The 16,758-nt window shown below is 59.7% G+C and carries 12 protein-coding genes; 9 read left to right on the top strand and 3 right to left on the bottom strand.

Annotated elements, in window-relative coordinates; translation table 11 throughout:
* From GJU83_RS08475 to GJU83_RS08505, 7 genes are all read left to right on the top strand, one after another.
* Positions 1-7,596: an Hpt domain-containing protein gene (locus GJU83_RS08475; RefSeq protein WP_153634090.1), complete on the top strand. Its 7,596-nt coding sequence runs from the start codon at positions 1-3 to the stop codon at positions 7,594-7,596.
* The gene (locus GJU83_RS08480; protein WP_153634091.1) at positions 7,596-8,648 is read left to right on the top strand and encodes a chemotaxis protein CheB; all 1,053 of its coding nucleotides are present in this window, start codon (positions 7,596-7,598) and stop codon (positions 8,646-8,648) included. Before GJU83_RS08475 ends, GJU83_RS08480 begins: the two co-directional genes overlap by 1 nt.
* 11 nt (positions 8,649-8,659) lie before the next feature.
* Positions 8,660-9,121, top strand: coding sequence for a chemotaxis protein CheW (locus tag GJU83_RS08485; protein ID WP_153634092.1), 462 nt, complete (start codon positions 8,660-8,662; stop codon positions 9,119-9,121).
* An 80-nt stretch (positions 9,122-9,201) separates the two neighbouring features.
* Positions 9,202-9,693 (top strand): Fur family transcriptional regulator, encoded by a 492-nt coding sequence (locus GJU83_RS08490; RefSeq protein WP_069182285.1) that lies wholly within the window; start codon positions 9,202-9,204, stop codon positions 9,691-9,693.
* On the top strand, positions 9,686-10,483 hold the full coding sequence (gene znuC, locus GJU83_RS08495; RefSeq protein ID WP_153634093.1) for a zinc ABC transporter ATP-binding protein ZnuC: 798 nt from the start codon (positions 9,686-9,688) through the stop codon (positions 10,481-10,483). Before GJU83_RS08490 ends, znuC begins: the two co-directional genes overlap by 8 nt.
* On the top strand, positions 10,470-11,282 hold the full coding sequence (locus tag GJU83_RS08500) for a metal ABC transporter permease (protein ID WP_069182287.1): 813 nt from the start codon (positions 10,470-10,472) through the stop codon (positions 11,280-11,282). Before znuC ends, GJU83_RS08500 begins: the two co-directional genes overlap by 14 nt.
* 91 nt (positions 11,283-11,373) lie before the next feature.
* Positions 11,374-12,381, top strand: a complete 1,008-nt coding sequence (locus GJU83_RS08505) for a PAS domain-containing protein (protein WP_153634094.1) — start codon at positions 11,374-11,376, stop codon at positions 12,379-12,381.
* Here GJU83_RS08505 and GJU83_RS08510 read toward each other — a convergent pair.
* Positions 12,378-12,626, bottom strand: a complete 249-nt coding sequence (locus GJU83_RS08510) for a CDGSH iron-sulfur domain-containing protein (RefSeq protein WP_153634095.1) — start codon at positions 12,624-12,626, stop codon at positions 12,378-12,380. The two genes, GJU83_RS08505 and GJU83_RS08510, sit on opposite strands and share 4 nt — an antisense overlap.
* A gap of 63 nt (positions 12,627-12,689) precedes the next feature.
* The gene (locus GJU83_RS08515) at positions 12,690-13,772 is read right to left on the bottom strand and encodes a patatin-like phospholipase family protein (RefSeq protein WP_153634096.1); all 1,083 of its coding nucleotides are present in this window, start codon (positions 13,770-13,772) and stop codon (positions 12,690-12,692) included.
* 195 nt (positions 13,773-13,967) lie between these two features.
* Between GJU83_RS08515 and GJU83_RS08520 the strand changes: the two genes are divergently transcribed.
* Positions 13,968-15,035, top strand: a complete 1,068-nt coding sequence (locus GJU83_RS08520) for a GGDEF domain-containing protein (protein WP_069182291.1) — start codon at positions 13,968-13,970, stop codon at positions 15,033-15,035.
* Positions 15,036-15,059: 24 nt separating this feature from the next.
* Here GJU83_RS08520 and GJU83_RS08525 read toward each other — a convergent pair whose 3' ends face one another.
* A complete protein-coding gene (locus GJU83_RS08525; protein WP_153634097.1) occupies positions 15,060-15,980 on the bottom strand; it encodes an alpha/beta fold hydrolase in 921 nt (306 codons plus the stop codon).
* A gap of 189 nt (positions 15,981-16,169) precedes the next feature.
* On the opposite strand from GJU83_RS08525, the gene folE reads away from it, so the two are divergent.
* On the top strand, positions 16,170-16,745 hold the full coding sequence (gene folE, locus GJU83_RS08530; protein WP_227514428.1) for a GTP cyclohydrolase I FolE: 576 nt from the start codon (positions 16,170-16,172) through the stop codon (positions 16,743-16,745).
* The last annotated feature ends 13 nt before the right edge of the window (positions 16,746-16,758 follow it).

The raw sequence follows: 16,758 nt of genomic DNA on the forward strand, positions 1-16,758 counted from the left end.
ATGGGCAATCACCATGACAGCATCGCCCTCGACTGGGTTCGGGGAGAGATACAGGACACGCTGACCCAGGGTCAGCATGCACTGGAAGCGTATGTCGAGAATCGTGACGACACCGCGCGCCTGCGCTTCTGCCTGAATTATCTCCATCAGGTACACGGCACCTTGCAAATGGTCGAGCTCTACGGTGCAGCCCTGCTCACCGAGGAGATGGAAAAGCTCACCCAGGCCGTACTCAACGAAACCGTTGCCAATACCGACGAGGCGGTTGAGGTCCTGATGCAGGCCATCCTGCAGCTGCCCCAATACCTTGAGCATCTGGCCAGCAGTCAGGACGATTTTCCGATGGTGCTGCTGCCACTGCTTAACGACCTTCGGGCCGCCCGTGGCGAATCCCTGCTGTCTGATACTTCATTGTTCAAACCGGATCTGGCGCCCTCACGAATCACAGTAACCGGCAAGGTATCGCAGCGCCTGCAAGACCCCACCGTTCTGGGCCACATCCGCAAGCTGCGCCAGATGTACCAGTTTGCGCTGGCCGGCGTCATCCGGGAAGCGGATCTCGATGCCCATTTCGAGTACATGCAGAAGGTGATCCAGCGGCTGATCCGTTTGTGCCAGAAAACGCCCCGGGGTGAGCTCTGGAAAGCGGCCAGTGCGTTCGTGGAAACACTGCAGGCACACGTCAATCCGGTGAACGCAGCAGTGAAATCCCTGCTCAGGGAACTGGACAGTGAAATCCGCCGGCTTACCGACGAGCATGCGGATATCCTCCAGCAACCGGTACCGGAAGCGCTGCTAAAACACCTGCTCTATTACGTTGCCCGTGCCCGGGATCTGGATTCGCCTCAGGTCAGCGCCCTGCGGGAGGCCTACCAGCTGAACCAGGCACTGCCATCGGAAGACGATGTTGATGCCGCCCGAACCCGGGTATCTGGTCCGGGCCGGGACGCCATCCATTCGGTGGTGGGTGCGCTCAACGAAGAGCTGGCCAAGCTCAAGGACCAGCTGGACTTGTTTGTTCGCTCAGAGCTGCGCCAGAACAGTGAGCTTGAGGACCTGCTCCCAGGTTTGCGCCAGGTGGCCAATACCCTGGCCGTGCTGGGTCTGGGGATACCGCGAAAAGTGGTGACCGAGCAGGTCGAACTGGTAGAAAACCTGAGCGCCCAGTCCGAACAGGTTGATGACGGCACCCTGATGGACATCGCCGGCGCACTGCTTTACGTCGAAGCCAGTCTCGCTGGCCTGGACAGTGACGGACAACAGGAGTCGTCCACAGAGGAGGCCTCCGATGCTCCGGTGAACCTTGGCTCACGTGAGCTGGGTGAAGCCAGTGGCGCGCTGCTCCGCGAATCCCGCAACACCCTGGAGCAGGTTAAGTCCGCCATCGTGAATTTCATTGCCTCGCAATGGGATACCCGGGAAATTGAACACGTCCCGGGCCTGCTGCACAGCATTCGCGGCGGCCTCAGCCTGATCCCGCTGGATCGGGTTGCCGGCATGCTGGCCTCGGCAGAGCGCTACATCACTGACGTGTTGTTGGGCAGCAAACAGGTTCCGGACTGGAAACAGCTGGATATTCTGGCCGATGCCGTCACCAGCATCGAGTATTACCTTGAACGTCTGGCCGAGGGTATTGGCGAAAACGACTCGATTCTCAGAGTTGCCGAGGACAGCCTCGCATCCCTCGGGTTCCCGGTCGGCGCAGAGCCCACCTGGACCGAAACTGCCGCAGAGGACGTGCCGGTTGTTGAACCGGCTGAAGAGCAACCGGAAACCACCGTTACGGCTGCCCCAGAAGAAACCAAGAGCTCGGATTCGGAGCTTCTGGACGATGAGATTCTCGGCATTTTCGTTGAGGAAGCCGAAGAAGTTCTCGAAACCATCCACGAATTCTATCCCCGGCTGCGCCAGAACCACGATGACCGTGAAGCGCTGACCGAGGTTCGTCGTGCCTTCCACACGCTCAAGGGGAGCGGCCGACTGGTTGGCGCCACCAGTATTGGCGAACTGGCATGGTCTGTTGAAAACCTGTTGAATCGTGTGATTGACCAGACCATTCGACCCACCGACGACATGTTTACCCTGGTGGACGAGGTCAATGCCCGCATTCCCTCGCTGATCCGTGAGTTCAAGGAAGGCCAGACCGCTGGCGACGTTGAAACACTCATCAGCCGCGCCGAGGCCATGGCGACAACCCGCCGCACCGACGATGAAGCCGTCGAGACACAGGAAGTTGCTGAGGTGGAAGACACAGCGGTCGATGCGCAAGAAGAGACCCTGGAAACAGAGTCGTCCGTCGAGAAAAACGACACCGCCGAGGCCGCACCTGAAACGTCTTTCGATGAAGACGACCTGATCGACGATGAAATACTCGAAATTTTTGTTGAAGAAGCCGGCGAGGTGCTGGAAACCATCCGCGAATACCTGCCGATGCTTCTGCGTCAGCACGATGACCGCAGCGCCCTGTCGGAAGTTCGCCGTGCCTTCCACACGCTGAAAGGCAGTGGCCGCATGGTCGGCGCATTGGTTGTCGGCGAATTGGCTTGGTCCGTTGAAAACATGCTGAACCGCGTGATCGACGGCAGCATTTTCATGAACGATGACATTGCCAGCCTGCTGGAAGATGTCACCGCCAACCTGCCGGCCCTGGTCGAAGATTTTGAAAAACGCCGTGCGCCGTCGGTCGACACGTCCAACCTCGAAGCCCGTGCCAACGCCCTGGCCAACGGCGAAATTCCCGATGCCAGCATGATGCCGGTGGCGGAGTCCGATGGCTCGGAAGCCATGGCTGAAAGCGAATACGCAGCGGCTGAGGAAGAGGCCGGGAGCACAGACGAAGATGCGGTCGACCCGGTATTGCTGGATATTTTTGAAAGCGAAACCGAGACCCACCTGCAAACACTGAAGGACTTCCTGTCGGCAGCAGGTGACAAAACCACGGTTGCCTATACCGATGATCTTTCCAGGGCCCTGCACACGCTCAAGGGCAGCGCACATACCGCCGGCATCGGCCCGATCGCAGCGGTGATCACGCCTCTGGAACGATTCGTCAAGGAATCCCGGGCTCAGAACAAGCGTGCCAATCGTGACGTGCTCTCACTGATCGAATCCGCCTGCGACTTCCTGACCCAGGGACTTGCCCAGATTCGTGAAAACCCGCAGGCCTCGCTTCCAGGCACCGAAGCGTTCCTTGGGAAGCTGGATCAACTGACGGAGGAAACGCTCCGCAGCCACAGCGAGGAGGCGCCAAGCCAGCATCCGGAGCAGGCACCTTCGCAGCTGGTCCAGCTGTTCCTGAACGAGGGTCTCGACATTGTTCTTGATGCCGACCGGATCCTGGATCACTGGGCTGAAAACCCCGGCGAAATGGCATCGTTGAATCCACTACGCTCCGAACTGGAACAGCTAACCTCTGGCGCTTCCGAAGCCGGTCTCGGCGAAGTCGCCGCGCTCTCGGGTGCATTGAAGGAAACCTATGACGAGGCTGCACGGCGCGACCAGGCGCCGGACCAGACTTTCTTTGAAACTGTCCGCGCCGCTCATGAACAGCTGATCAACATGATGGACCAGGTGGCAGCCGGTCTTGCCACCGAATCCAGCGAGGATATGGTCGCCGCCCTCGAAGGCCTGAAGCAGGTCCAGATCCCGGAAAATCAGGAACCGGACGCCTTCGACCAGGAATTCACCGGCGACCTCGAGGAGATCGATCTCAGTCTTGAGATGGATGAGACCGAGACACCAGCCAGTGAAGACTCCCAAACCGCAGAGCAACCGCCGCTCCCGGAAACCACTGAATCCGACGACGAAATGGATGAGGAACTGGCGGAAATCTTCCTGGAAGAAGCCCGCGACCTCATCGACAGCACAGCCGAAGCGCTCCAGAACTGGAGCGAGAATACGGCCAACCTTGATATCCTGCGCCTGCTTCAGCGGGACTTGCATACCCTCAAGGGCGGTGCACGGCTGGCAGACATCCCGGCCGTCGGTGATCTCTCTCACGAACTGGAAAACCTGTTTGAGGGGCTGACTGAACAGCGGTTGTCGATCAACGACGAACTCTCGGACTTGCTGTTCCGCTGCCACGATCGTCTGGCAGGCATGGTCGAAAACCTGGAAGCCAAGGAGCTTCCGCGTCCTGCGCCGGATCTGATCGCTGAAATCCAGGCCTACATGGACAACGCCACCGGAACGCGGCCGGTTACCAGCGTAGCCAGCCCCGATGAAGAATCTGCTCCGGCTGAAACGGCAGAAGAACAGGCGCCGCTCCCTGACGTGGAAGAACCGGAAGATAGTGATGTTGCCGGAACCGATGAAGGTGCCGAGTCGGAGGAAGGCGTTGCCGATCTCTCTCACCTGGATCCGGAGCTGGTCGGCATTTTCCTGGAAGAAGCCTACGATCTGATCAACTCCACGGGCAGCGCGCTGCATACCTGGACCGAAGATCCCTCGGATCGAAGCATTGCCGCAGAACTCCAACGGGATGTTCACACCCTAAAAGGCGGCGCCCGGATGGCCGGAGTAGAGGCCATCGGCGACCTGACACATGTGCTGGAAGACCTGTTCGAAAAGGTTGCGGAAGGTCAGCTGGAGGCCAGCGAGTCCATGAACGACCTGCTGTTTGCCTGCCATGACCGGTTGGCGCAGATGGTCGAACAGGTGGCTACCCAGAAGCCGTGCCCGCCGGCCAATGAGCTGGTCGCCCGGGTCCAGTCCATCTTGCGGGGCGAGGCAATGCCTTCAGATGCCCGCGACGAGGAGCCGGAACAACCGGCAGAGACTGAGCAAACTGTATCACCGGCCGAGGAAGTGCCGGAAGCCGCCAGCCTCAGCGAGACTCTGACCCAGGCCAGTGACGACGATCTGATTGGCATCTTCCTGGACGAAGGTCTGGAAATCTTTGACGCCATCAGCGAATGTCTCGACCAGTGGCGCGACGAGCCGGAAGAACTGACCGGCCTGACCGAGCTGCAGCAGGAACTGCACACCCTCAAGGGCGGCGCACGGCTTTCCGACGTTGATCCGATTGCCAACCTGGCGGAGGCCTGGTCAGACGCTCTCGACCCCCTGATTTCCGGTTCAAACAACCAGAAGACGTTGCTCAGCCTCAGTGATCGCGCCCTGATCAGCCTCAAGGCCATGCTCAACACCCTGGAGGAAGGCAACAAGCCGGAACCGGATACCGGGCTTATTGAAGACTTCCGGGCCGCCCACGAGGTGGCAACCGAAGAAACGGCTGCGCCCCGTGAAGAGTCCGAGCACGAGGCCATTGACCCGGAAGTACTGGAGATCTTTCTGGAGGAAGCCGGCGAAATCATGGATCAGCTCGAGCAGCTGCTTGATGACTGGCGCAAGGAACCGGCAAACCACAACTTCAATCAGGAAGCCCAGCGGGCACTCCACACCCTCAAGGGCGGCGCCCGTCTGTCCCAGCTGACCGAGCTTGGCGACAAGGCACACGCCTTTGAAACCCGTTTGATTGATCTGGGCGGCAACGCCCCGGATGAATCACAGTGGCAGTCGATCACCGAAGATCACGACGCCATCATTGCCCTGGTCGCAGATATCCGTAAGGGCTATGAGTCCGGCTCGGGCGTGCCTGCACCGGCGAAGGCCGAAACACCGGCACCTGTCGCACCGGAACCCAAGAGGCCCGAAGAGCCGACACCGCCCGCCAAGGCGGAAAAGCCGGTGGCACCGGCGCCGAAGCCCGGAAAATCTCCGGCCAAGGCCCGCAAGCAGGCGGCCGAAGCGCAGCGCGCTGCCCAGGAAACCATCCGGGTCTCCGCACCGCTGCTGGATGACCTGGTCAACCTGGCGGGTGAAACCAGTATCACCCGTGGCCGACTGGAGCAGCAAACCAGTGATTTCGGCCACACCCTGGACGAAATGGCCGCCACCATCGAACGTCTGCGTGAGCAGCTGCGCCGGATGGAAATCGAGACCGAAGCGCAGATCCTGTTCAGTGCCGAGAAAGAACACGGTCCGGATTACGGTGACGACTTCGACCCGCTGGAAATGGACCGTTACTCGTCCATCCAGCAGCTGTCCCGCGCATTGACCGAATCCTCGTCGGATCTGGCCGATCTTCGTGAGACCCTGTCTGACCGGGTTCGCGACACTGAAACCCTGCTGGTACAGCAGTCCCGGATCAACACGGAACTCCAGGAAGGTCTGATGAAGACCCGGATGATTCCGTTTGCCTCCATGGTGCCACGTCTGCGCCGCATTGTTCGCCAGATCAGCGGCGAGCTGGGCAAGAAGGTGGATTTCGATGTCCGCAACGCCGAAGGCGAGATGGACCGGAACATCCTCGAGCGCATGATCGCGCCCCTGGAACACATGCTCCGGAACGCCCTGGACCATGGTATCGAGAGCCCGGCCGACCGGAAGAAAGCGGGCAAGCCGGAGACCGGCGAGGTGACCCTGTCACTGACCCGTGAAGGCGGCGATGTGGTCCTGCGCATGATCGATGATGGCGCCGGTATTCCCTCTTCGGTGATCCGCGACAAGGCCATCCGTCAGGGCATGCTGCGCGAAGATGAAGACCTGTCCGAACGGGAAATCCTGCAGTTTATCCTGCAGCCAGGCTTCTCCACCGCCCAGCAGGTCACCCAGATTTCCGGCCGGGGCGTGGGCATGGACGTGGTTGCCAGTGAAATCAAGCAACTCGGCGGCAGCTTGGATATCGATTCCGCCGTGGGCCGCGGCACCACCTTCACCGTGCGCCTGCCGTTCACGGTGTCTGTGAACCGGGCCTTGATGGTTTCCACGGGCGAGGATTTCTACGCGATCCCGCTGAACACCATTGAGGGTATCGTCCGGGTCAGCACTTACGAGCTTGAGGAATATTACAAGCCGGATGCGCCGCTGTATGAATACGCCGGCCAGGAATACCGGCTCCAGTACCTGGGCAGCCTACTGAACAGTGACCACCATCCGAAGCTGCAGGGACAGGCTCTGCCGCTGCCGGTAATTCTGGTGCGCGGTGCCGAGCAACCCATGGCCCTGCAGGTGGACAACCTGATGGGCAGCCGGGAGATTGTTGTTAAATCCCTCGGGCCCCAGTTCAGCTCCGTTCGCGGCGTGTCCGGTGCCACCATCCTGGGTGACGGTAACGTGGTTGTGATTCTCGACCTGCCGGCCATGATCCGTTCCGACATCCTGTCCGAACGCCAGCGCCTGGCCGATCTCGAGAAGGCTCGCGAGTCCGCCCGGTACGAGGAACAGGCCACCGTGGTCATGGTGGTGGACGACTCGGTTACTGTGCGGAAGGTCACCTCGCGGCTACTGGAGCGAAACGGCATGGAAGTCATTACCGCGAAAGACGGGCTCGATGCGGTGGCACAGCTGCAGGACCACAAACCGGACATTATCCTGCTGGATATCGAGATGCCGCGGATGGACGGTTTCGAAGTTGCCAGCTTTGTGCGCCACGACGACAACCTGCGTGAAACACCGATCTGCATGATCACTTCCCGGACCGGCGAGAAACACCGCGAACGTGCGCTGGCCATTGGTGTCAACGAGTATCTCGGCAAGCCGTTCCAGGAAACCGAGCTGCTTGAGACCATTGAGCGGCTGACCGGAAGGCAGTGATGACCGGCCAATGTGGCCGGCCAAAGGTCGGGATCGTCTCGGATGTGGTCCTGCAGCGTCACCGGCTGCAGGCCGCCACATCCAAGTTTGGTCTCGAGGTGCGCTTTTCCGGGGATCCGGACCGGTTGCTGGGTTATCCCGAGTTTCCCGATGCCAGCCTCTGGCTGGTAACCCTGGAGGACGAGGCCGACCACCCGTTACTGTTCGATCACCTGCTTGAAAACACGGAAGCGCCGGTGCTGTTCGGGCTGGACGAAGCACCCAAGCCGGGGAGCACAGAGTACTTCCGGTGGGAGCGACGGCTGCTGGGCAAGCTGGAACAGCAACTGGGGCACCTGGAAGAGCTGGATTCGGAAGCCACACTGGCAGAGCTGGAGCAGGACACGCCGGCGGCGACTCCATCACCGGACCTGCCACACTGGATTCCTCCGGCTGCCCCCGGATCGGTCGCTGAGGAAGTATGGATTCTCGGCGCCTCGCTGGGCGGGCCCGCGGCGGTCAAGACGTTTCTGGATCACCTGCCTCCGAATCTGCCCGTTGGCTTTATCTATGCCCAGCACATCGATGGCAACTTTACCGAGGTTCTGACCCGGGTGCTCGGGCGTCACGCCCACTATCAGCTCAAGCGGGCGGAAGAGGGCTACCAGGTCAAGAATGGTGACGTCGTGCTGATGCCGGTGGAGCACGAATGGAAAGTGAGTGAACAGGGTACCCTGACGGAGACCAGCACTGCCTGGCCGGGTCCCTACGGGCCCTCTATTGATCAGGTTTTGCTGAACGTCGCTGATCATTACGGCCAGCGCTGCCATGCTATTCTTTTTTCCGGCATGGGTAATGATGGCGCCATTGCGGCGCCGTTACTGAAAGCTTACGGTAGCCGGATCTGGGTGCAGGAGAGCACAAGCTGCGGCAACAGCTCCATGCCCGAATCCGTGGCCGCAACCGGTTGTTCCGGTTTTTGCGGCACCCCGGAGCAGCTGGCCCGGGAACTGGTAAAAACCATTGAAGAATCCTGCCTGCTCAAGAGCCGGCAGAAACGGGACTCCGCCTGAGGTAACAAGCAATGAATGACAACAGCCAATCCCTCTCCTGCGTCATGATTCCCATGAGCGGACGGCAACTGTTGCTGCCAAACGTCTCGATTGCGGAAGTGGTCGACTACGCCAGCTCTGACGCGGGCGCCAACACACCCGAATGGCTGGTTGGCTACCTGGACTGGCGGGGCCTCCAGCTCCCGGTGATTTCCTACGATGCGGCCAACGGCGGCGTCCTCACCGTCCCTGGTGACAACCGTGGCCGGATTGTTGTGCTCAACACCATCGGAGACCATCACAAGGAAATTCCCTTTATGGCCCTGGTAACCCAGGGCATTCCCAGCCAGGCCCGTTTGAGCGAGGAACAGGTCAGGAAACTGGAGGGTGAGCCAGGCCCGGCAGATCTGATGCTGGTTGATGTAGAGGGTGAGAACGCCTGGATCCCGAACCTGGAATATCTCGAATCCCTGGTACTGAAATCCAGACACTGACCGGTTATCCGGTCTGCTGCCGGGCATGGCAGACATCCCTGCAAATGTTATAATGTTTCAAATTTTGCAGGATCTTGACCATGTCCGCCCGAGCCATTCCCTATCGGCCACACAACCACGACGCCTGTGTCAGCCAGGCCCTGACTGACGCACGGGCCATTTGCCAGCGTCAGAATGCCCGTCTGACGCCGATTCGGGAACGGGTGCTGGAACTGATCTGGCAGTCCCACAAGCCGCTGGGCGCCTACGATGTGCTGGCCGAGCTTTCTTCCGATGGTCATAACGCTGCTCCGCCCACCGTTTACCGCGCACTGGATTTCCTTCAGCAGCATGGGCTTGTGCACCGCATCGCGTCGCTCAACGCCTTTATCGGCTGTACCCACGCGGGTGAAAGCCACACCGGCATGTTTCTGATCTGTCGCGCCTGCGGCAATGTTCTCGAACTTACCGCTCCCGAGGTGTCAACAGAAGTGCGCAGGGCCGCGTCCGGCCAAGGCTTCCTGGCCGAGAACACTACCCTCGAGATAGCCGGGCTTTGCCCCGGTTGCCAGGCGGAGCCGGAGCATGAGTGAACCTCTGGTCAGCCTTGAGAATCTCACCGTCCAGTTCGACTCACGGCCCGTGGTCGACCGGGTCAACCTCAAGATCCATCGAGGCGATATCATCACCATTATCGGGCCCAACGGTGCCGGCAAAACCACGCTGATCAAGGCAGTCCTGGGCATTCAGAAGGTGTCCTCAGGACAGGTGTCGATCAAGAAGAACCTGGTCATCGGCTACGTTCCCCAGCATCTGACTCTCGAGGCCACGCTTCCCCTCAGCGTCAAACGTTTCATGCTGCTCAGCGGCCGGTCGCTCGGCGAATGTCAGACCGCGCTTGCCCGCACCGGTGTTGGCCACCTGCTGCACGCCTCGGTACACCATTTGTCCGGTGGTGAAAAACAGCGGCTGTTACTGGCCAGGGCCCTGGCCCGAAAACCGGATCTTCTTGTGCTCGATGAACCTGCCCAGGGGGTCGATATCAATGGCCAGGCGTCGCTGTATGAACTCATTCGCCAGCTTCGGGACGACCTGAACTGCGGTGTGATCATGATCTCCCACGACCTGCACCTGGTGATGGCAGCCACGGACAAGGTTATCTGTCTGAACCAGCATGTCTGCTGCAGCGGTTATCCCGAAGACATTTCCCATGACCCGGCGTTCATCGAGACATTTGGCCGCCCGGTGGCAGAATCCCTGGCGGTTTACCACCATCACCACAACCACAGTCATGATCTACACGGGAACGTGGTGGACAGCGAGTCTCAGAACGCCTCCTCCGGACACGGCGGACACACGGAATGTAATCATGCCCATCATTAATGCCGTTCTGGACGATTTCTTCTGGCGTGCCTTGATTGGCGGCCTCGGCGTTGCCCTCGTGGCGGGCCCCCTGGGCTGTTTCGTGGTCTGGCGTCGCATGGCCTATTTTGGCGATACCCTGGCACATTCGGCGCTGCTGGGCATTGCCCTGAGCTTTCTGATCAGCGTGCCGCTGAACCTTGGTGTGATCATAACCTGCGTGGTCCTGGCCATGGCCCTGGTGTTGTTATCCCGAACGAGAGCCCTGGCAACGGATACGCTGCTCGGGATTCTCGCCCACAGTGCCCTGGCCATCGGCCTGGTGACCCTGAGTTTCATGCCGGATGTTCGCGTCGACCTGACCGGTCTGCTGTTCGGCGATCTGCTAGCCATGAGTCGCGAGGACCTGCTTTGGATCTATGGCGGCGCGGCACTGATCCTGTTCCTGTTGTCGGTACTCTGGCGCGGATTGCTGATGAGCACGATTCACGAGGAGCTGGCCCGGGTGGAAGGCGTTGCCGTCGAACGCCTCCGTCTGGTTCTGATGCTGATGTTCTCTCTGGTGATCGCGGTGGCCATGAAAATCGTCGGCGTGCTGCTGATTACCGCCCTGCTCATCATTCCCGCGGCCACCGCCCGGCGCCTGGCCCACAATCCGGAGATCATGGTGGCCATGGCAATCGGTTTCGGCTTTGTTGCGGTAAGCGGAGGCCTGAGCCTGTCATGGCATCTGGACACGCCTGCTGGCCCATCCGTTGTGGTGACCGCTTTTGCCGTTTTCCTGCTGGTTTACGGTGCTGCCGGAAAAGTCCGCAGTTGAGCATTTCCCTCTATTCACGAGCTGGACTAGAGTATAGGGGTACAGACGGCCTGACCCACAGGTAATGGCCTCGCCGCACAGGACGCCCGGCATGGAAAGCTCAGTTCCAGGCCGGTTCCGCAGACCGGTACTTTGGCCAGGGGTCTGGATCCCACTGCTTCTGGTCGCAGCCGGGCTGCTGGTAACCGGAATCACGGCAAATATCGAAGGACGCCGGGCCATGGCTCTGGCTGAAGCGCGCTACTACGCCCAGCATCAGGCCCTGGTCAATCACCTGCTGGCCAACGTGCCGAATCGTCCGGGCGCGGGCGACAGCAGCCAACCGGTCTCGGCCTGGCTCCAGGCTCTGTTCAGCGACACCCTGCCTGATTCCCTCGGCCTGCGTATCGATACACTCGAACGACACACCAAGACGCCACTGCTGGAGATACGAGCCAACGGTTCGGTGGACCCTACACGGGCATTGCGCACCGAAGTGTCACCGCTGGACCATCACTGGATACTCACCACCGTGCCCTCACCCAAAGGCCTGGAAGAGGTCGCCCGGGCTGCCTCGCAGACCGTCTGGCTCGCCGGTTTCGCGCTGTCCGTGTTCGCTGCCTCGCTTGCTCTGTTACTCAACCGCCGGCTTCATCTTCAGGAGCTCCATATCCGTGGCCTGGAACAGCGGGAAATCGGCGCTGACCATCAGATCGCCAACTTTCAGGTCGAGAAGTCGATATTGCGCCAGGCACTGAATGACAGTGAACAGCGAAGTCGCGATCTGGTAGCCCTGTCTGGGGCCGTGATCTGGGAACTGGATGAAAATGGCAGAATCGGCTTTGTTTCAACGCAAATCGCCGAACTTCTGGATCGGGCGCCCGCTGACCTGGTGGGACAGCCACTGGAAGAACTGGTTGCGCCGGCCTTTCAAGACAATTTCAGGCGGGCCCTCGCGGCCGCTCGCAGTGACAGCTCCATTGAGCGGATTGATCTTCCTCTCCTTCACCGGGACCAGGAAGCAGAGGTGCCAGTCGTGCTCAGGGTCCGGGCTTTGAAAGATCCGGTCCACGGACTGTCAGGTTTCCGGATAAGTACCCTGCAACGTATGACCCACTAATCGAGGGTCTTGTGGGTGCCGTCGCACAGGGGGGCATTGCCTGTTTGCTTGCATCCGCAGAACCAGACCCACTCTTTCTTTTCCGCCTCATACTTGACCGGCGTTATACCGGTACCCTTGTGGGAACCGTCACAGAATGGCTGGCTGTTACTGCGGCCACAGGCACACCAGAGGTAGTTCTTTCCTGCCTCCACCATGACGGAGTAAGGCGTCTTACTGGCGATCAACGGTTTCTCATCGGACATAATCTGTTCCTCGAGTCATGACTGTAGTCAACCAGTATAGCCACTCATGGAGAAACACTGCGCTCAGAGCGGCCTGACGATATCCGCAAGGCGCCCGGTCTCGATAAGCTCCATAAACTCGTCGCCCAGACGGTCACTTTCCGCGATCGCCGCCCGCCAGGCCCGTTCTCGGCCAGCATCATCACCCACATAGCGCTCAAAATCCTTACGGTCCGGTAGTTTGCGGTCAGGCAGGGATTCCAGATACTCCTTTGACGGTGCAATCAACAGTACATCCTGCAACCGGGTGGCGTCACCCCGCCGCCAGGGCAAGGACTTATCGAACCAGCCGGGCACCACCTTGTCGGTGAAGTGTGGGTATAGCACGATGCCCGGCTGCTGGTAGGGCAGATCCAGGTGATAATCCAGAAGCCCACCGTCACGATAGATGCCTTCTGGAGCACCGGGTATGTTGCGGACACCGGACATCACCAGGGGGATAGACGCAGAAGCCAGGAGGGCCGGCAGCAGGTTCTCCCGGGTAAAGGCGACCTCGTGGCTGGGGAAATCCACCAGCTTCGCCACGGGCGTTTTCAGACGGGCGTCGTGGATGATGCCCCGCTCCATGAAACGCCCCAGATGCCGGCGACTGACCATGTTGGCGCTGATCGCACCCATGAGGCCCAGCCCCAGGCGGCCTCGCGCATCCTCCGCCAGCATGCCAAGACTGCGAACCACCACAACGTTCAGCCGGTACCAGGGGTGATTCAGAATGGCGTCTTCCCGGCCACCCAGTAATTCTTCCAGGAACAGCACGCTCTTGCGGCTTACTTCAGCACTGCTGACGCCCTTGGCAAACCGCTGGGCGGTATAGAGTTCAGCCAGCCGACCAAGCTGCTCTTTCGGGTCATCGGACGAGGCCACGGCGGCAAACCGCCAGCTGCCAATCGACGAGCCGATCAGCGATCGCTCCTGTGGAACCTGCGGCAGCCAGTCACCAAATATCGCTTTATCCAGGCCGCTGATTCCCAGAGCCTTGGGACCACCGGCAGCGCCCGGAATCACGTGCACGTCTTCCGGTGACAGCGGCTTTTCCTTGAGTCGTTGCATCGCGCGACGACCGGCCCGGATGGTCAAGGCCGGTTCTCGGGTGTGAATAGCAGTCATTGGGTGATCCCTGGGCGTGTCCCTGAAGTAATCTGGCGGAGTTTAGCGAAGTGGACGATGCCCGGCCAACTGAACAAAACTAATGGTGGTCATAAACAGCACTATCTGCTTAATTAAACCAATGGCCATGCTAGACTTCACTACACTCCCGACACAGGACGCGGGCGGATACGACTCTGACAGCAGGAGTATGCTGTGAATTTTTCGGTACCACCCTCTACCCTTGCAAGCAATCCGACGCTCGCGGTGCTCGGCTTCAAACGCCAACTGGTCTACCACCTGCACTTCTGGGCGTTCATCGCGGTAGCGCCGCTGGTCATGGTGCAATGGCAGCAATCCCACTACCTGCTGTCTTCCGTACTGGTGCTTTTTTGCGTCAATGCCCTTCTGGTGATCGCGTTTCTGCGGTTGCGCGGCACCTATTTCCTCAAAGGCCGATTATTCCCTCTGCTCGCGGTGGTTAGTGCCGCCTATTCGACACATATAAATGGCCACGCTGGCCTTTACTGGGCCTACCCTGCCGCTACGGCCCTGTTTTTCCTGCTGCCGCTGAGGGAAGCCATCGGCAGTAACATCGTCTTTGTGGTTGTGATGGCGGTCGTGTCGTTCCTCCGCTTTCCCGAAGCCGACTTTTGGAGAATCACCTTCTCCCTCGGCCTGACTTGCCTGTTTGCCATGATTTTTGCGTTTCTGGTGGGCAAACTTCAGCAAGAACTCACACGACTGGCCACCACCGACCCATTGACCGGCTGCCTGAACCGGTCGCAACTTGCCGATATTCTCAACGGCCAGATTCAAATGCGGGAACGGTATGAGCGGGTATCCAGCCTGATTTTGCTGGATCTGGATTACTTCAAGACCATCAACGATCAGTGGGGCCACCTGGCCGGTGACAAGGTTCTCACCGAAATGGCTCTGCGTTTGCGCAAACGACTTCGGGAAAGCGATCAGCTGTTCCGGATCGGGGGAGAGGAATTCATGATCGTGCTACCGGAAACCCGGCAGAAAGACGCAGATGCCCTGGCCCACCAGCTTCTGACCAGCATCAGTGCCCGGCCATTCCTTGACGATATCAAGGTGACTGCCAGTGCCAGTGTCGCTGAAGTCAGCAAGGGCGAGACCTGGTCGATCTGGCTGAACCGGGCTGATCAGGCCCTTTACGAAGCGAAATCCCGGGGTCGCAACCAGGTAGTCAATGCCGCTCGACCGCTTCCGGTTGTGGGTCGGGGCGCCGAGGACATGCCCGATTCAGCATCGGGCTGAAGCACAGCACCTACCGTTTCGCCTTTACTGATCGCAGCGTTTACGAAATTCCCGGTAGGCGCTGAAAACCTCCCAGGGGCACTCAAAATGAGGGTAATGCCCGATGTTCCTCAGGGTGACCACATCGCCCTCCGGTATCAGTTCGCGATACCGACGCGCCATGCCGGCGCCAGAGACGGGGTCGGCCGTACCTGAGATCAGCCGCATCGGTTGCGTCGCCTTCTGCAGAGCGCCAACCCAACGATTCCGATGACATCGACGTTCCTCCATAAACTGTATCAGCTGGTGCAGGATGCCCCGACCATTGTTGTAGGTCAGCAGGTGCCAGAAGTCTTCCATGTCCTGACGATCCGGCGGATTCTGGCTGCCGAACAGGCGGCGAAAGTTGCGCTCGAAACTGCGCCGGGTCAGACCACGGCTGATCAAGCCGCCAAAGGGGCTTCTCAATAGCTTCTGAATCAGCAACGGATTATGAACTTCCGGGAAAAGGGCACCATTGAGAAAGCAGACACCGGCAATCCGGAAAGGCAGTCCGTCTTCCTGCTCCCGCGCCAATAGCTCCTGGGCCACACTGCAACCGTAATCGTGAACCAGCAGATGCACCGACGGGAGGCCAAGCCCCTCGATCCAGCCCTGAAACAGATCGGCCTGGTCTTCAATACTGTAGTCGTAGTTGGAGGGCTTGTCCGAAAAGCCGAAGCCCAGCATGTCCAGCGTCAAAACGTTGTTGTGCTGCACCAGCATCGGCCAGACACGGTTCCAGTCCCAGCTGGCGGTAGGAAAGCCATGGATCAGCACCAGCGGTTCCCCCGAGCCCGCCATCCGACTGAAAATGGCATGTCCCTCAAAACTGAACCACTTACCTCCCTGTTGCCACCCTTCAAGGGTGCCTTCCACGCGCGCTGCGGCGGAACCCCCACCGACGGTGGGCATCACCTCTTCCATGTATTGTCCCCGGCGAACATTTACAGCCTGAAACTGTAGAACAAAGCAGCCCCCACTGCCATAGCCGTACTGCCCAGACCGCCGGACGGGTCAGCCAGAGTGGTCTTTTCCTGCAATGACTTCGTAAACGTAGAGATGGTGGGCAAATTGCCTTAAGCTTTGGCCCTCGTAAGACACTGCTAACCGGAAATGACTATGAGCAAACTCCTTGACGACCTCTCCGGACACTTTCGTGCCATTATTGATGGCCTGGGCGAAGACCCGGACCGCGAGGGTCTGCAAGACACTCCAATGCGCGCCGCCAAGGCCATGCAGTTCCTCACCTGCGGTTACAATCAGGATCTGGGCGACCTGGTGAACGATGCGGTATTCGAGTCGGCCATGGACGAAATGGTCGTGGTACAGGACATCGAGTTGTACAGCATGTGCGAGCACCACATGTTGCCGTTCATCGGTAAGTGTCACATCGCCTACCTGCCCGCTGGCAAGGTGCTGGGACTTTCCAAATTCGCTCGCATCGTCGATATGTACGCCCGTCGCCTGCAGATCCAGGAAAACCTGACCCGGCAGATTGCCGAAGCCGTCGAGAGCGTAACCGGCGCGAAGGGTGTGGCGGTGGTTATCGAGGCACAGCACATGTGCATGATGATGAGGGGCGTGGAGAAACAGAATTCCCGCATGAAGACGTCGATGATGCTGGGGCAGTTCCGTAAATCCCAGGCAACTCGCACCGAGTTTCTGACCCTGATCAGTAACAACCGCTGAAGCACCTGACCAC

The sequence above is a fragment of the Marinobacter salsuginis genome (assembly GCF_009617755.1).
In the GTDB taxonomy this organism is placed as follows: domain Bacteria; phylum Pseudomonadota; class Gammaproteobacteria; order Pseudomonadales; family Oleiphilaceae; genus Marinobacter; species Marinobacter salsuginis.

Coding starts and splice junctions, on each gene's coding strand:
- GJU83_RS08475 (WP_153634090.1), top strand. CDS start 1: ATGGGCAATCACCATGACAGCATCGCCCTCGACTGGGTTCGGGGAGAG.
- GJU83_RS08480 (WP_153634091.1), top strand. CDS start 7,596: ATGACCGGCCAATGTGGCCGGCCAAAGGTCGGGATCGTCTCGGATGTG.
- GJU83_RS08485 (WP_153634092.1), top strand. CDS start 8,660: ATGAATGACAACAGCCAATCCCTCTCCTGCGTCATGATTCCCATGAGC.
- GJU83_RS08490 (WP_069182285.1), top strand. CDS start 9,202: ATGTCCGCCCGAGCCATTCCCTATCGGCCACACAACCACGACGCCTGT.
- znuC (WP_153634093.1), top strand. CDS start 9,686: ATGAGTGAACCTCTGGTCAGCCTTGAGAATCTCACCGTCCAGTTCGAC.
- GJU83_RS08500 (WP_069182287.1), top strand. CDS start 10,470: ATGCCCATCATTAATGCCGTTCTGGACGATTTCTTCTGGCGTGCCTTG.
- GJU83_RS08505 (WP_153634094.1), top strand. CDS start 11,374: ATGGAAAGCTCAGTTCCAGGCCGGTTCCGCAGACCGGTACTTTGGCCA.
- GJU83_RS08510 (WP_153634095.1), bottom strand. CDS start 12,626: ATGTCCGATGAGAAACCGTTGATCGCCAGTAAGACGCCTTACTCCGTC.
- GJU83_RS08515 (WP_153634096.1), bottom strand. CDS start 13,772: ATGACTGCTATTCACACCCGAGAACCGGCCTTGACCATCCGGGCCGGT.
- GJU83_RS08525 (WP_153634097.1), bottom strand. CDS start 15,980: ATGGAAGAGGTGATGCCCACCGTCGGTGGGGGTTCCGCCGCAGCGCGC.
- folE (WP_227514428.1), top strand. CDS start 16,170: ATGACTATGAGCAAACTCCTTGACGACCTCTCCGGACACTTTCGTGCC.